Annotated in this window: 1 protein-coding gene; it reads right to left on the reverse strand. The window is 57.8% G+C overall.

Translation table 11 applies throughout. From position 1 onward, the window contains the following. Positions 1 to 57: 57 nt before the first annotated feature. Positions 58 to 1,581, reverse strand: coding sequence for an IS21 family transposase (istA, locus tag ACG2E4_RS18325; protein ID WP_395277495.1), 1,524 nt, complete (start codon positions 1,579 to 1,581; stop codon positions 58 to 60). Positions 1,582 to 1,758: the final 177 nt, after the last annotated feature.

The following is a 1,758-nucleotide window of genomic DNA, read 5'->3' on the forward strand; positions in this document are numbered from 1 at the left end:
GCGCATTTTTTCCAGGGTATTATTAGGATTCATCGTGTGGGTATTGGGTTAGTTGGTTTATTGGTAGTGGTTGCCTCCGCGAATATTGGAGTGATCCGGAATGTGATTTTCCAGCGGAAGTTCAGGGTCTCTGGTCTGATCAAGGTTGTTTTTGAGGATATTGGCGACTATCCGGTAACCGGCCCGGTGACCCTGGGCTGCCCGGTGGCAGGCGGCCTCGACTCGTTCGGGTGGATATTGTTTGGTCAGGGCCAGAATCCCCTGGGCCTGCTTGTAGCCGATCTCCGGGTAGTCGTACTGTCCGATCAGCCGCCGGATATAGCTCTCCGTATAGGGCCCGACGGCTGCGGCCCGCCGGGCGAACCATTTGGGATTCCAGTCGTTGTAGACTTGGTGAGTCGAGGGCATGTGGGCCCCAATGGTGGTGTACTTGCCGGCCGTTCGGCTCCGCCTGTGGTGGGCAATGCGCTCTCCGCCATAGAAGATCTCCACCACATCGGCGGCGAGTTGCACTTCCACATGGCGGCCCACGTAGCGGTGGGGCACGCTATAGTAGTTTTTGTCGGTCCCCAGGTAGATGTGGCTGACCTTCTGGACTTTGGCCCGCCTGTAGTGGCGCAGCTGGTAGGGGGCTGGAGGCAACGGGTCCAGGGCAGGCTGCTCGATCTCGAGGAACTGCTGGCGACGGGTGGTCGGGCGGTTGTGGAACCGGTAATCGTTGTAGGGACCCAACAGCTCCCGTATGGCTTTATTGAGCTCCTCCAGACTAAAGAAGGTCTGATTGGCCAATGGATAAAAAATGCGTTGGTAGACCAGTCGGACAGCTCCTTCAACCAGGGCTTTATCCTGCGGGTGATACGGGCGCGTCGGATCCACTACGCATCCGTAGTGCAGGGCCAGGTCTTTAAGCGTTTTGTTGATCACGGGCGCGTATTTGTGCCCTTTGGCCACCACCGCCTTCATGTTGTCGGCCACGAGGGCGTTGGGTACCCCGCCCAGCCAGTCCAGGCCATCGGTGACGGCCCGGACCAGATCCTCCCGCTTCTGGCTGGCGGTCGCCTGCACGTAGGTGTATTGGCTGCACGGCAGCAGCGCTACAAAGACCTGGGCTCGGCGAATCTCCCCCGTGTCGCGATCGACGTACGAAAGCGTCTTGCCGGCAAAGTCCATAAACAGCTTCCGGCCGGCCTGATGCCGCAAAATCCCACTGGCTTTTGTAGTGTCCTTCCAGGCGTTGAAGTGATGGACAAACTGGGTGTAGCGGTAGCCGTCGGGGTGGTCGGCCAGATAGCTTCTCCATAAGGTTTGGAGCGTGCAGCCGGTTTTACGGAGTTCTTTGGCAAAGGTGGGGAAATACCCGGCCAGCTGCTCATAGCGCCCCTGATCTTTGGCGTCGGCCTGGGGAAACAGTCCGGCCAGCTCGGCCTCCGAGAGAGCCTCCAGCTGCTGGTAGCTGAGCTCATGCTGGCTAAAAGCCCGAACATAACTGTTGACGGTATTCCGGGACAGGCCCAGCGCCTCCGCTACCTTGCGGTTGCTCAGGCCTTTGTGTTTTAGTTGAATGAGTTGTTGTAGGTCCATAATGTCGATTCGTTGCCCTGCCATTAATTTTTTTGCGGCAAGGTACGCATTATGGAAAGTGGCACAATGGCGACCGAAATGGTCCGGCGATCACCTACCTAAACTGGCACAATGACCTCCGAAACGGATGGCACAACATGGCCGAAATGGGTGGCACAATGATCTCCGAAATAGCCA

Origin of the sequence: Halalkalibaculum sp. DA384 (assembly GCF_043951955.1) — a bacterium.
GTDB lineage: Bacteria > Bacteroidota > Rhodothermia > Balneolales > Balneolaceae > JAMQKA01.

Coding starts and splice junctions, on each gene's coding strand:
- istA (WP_395277495.1), bottom strand. CDS start 1,581: ATGGACCTACAACAACTCATTCAACTAAAACACAAAGGCCTGAGCAAC.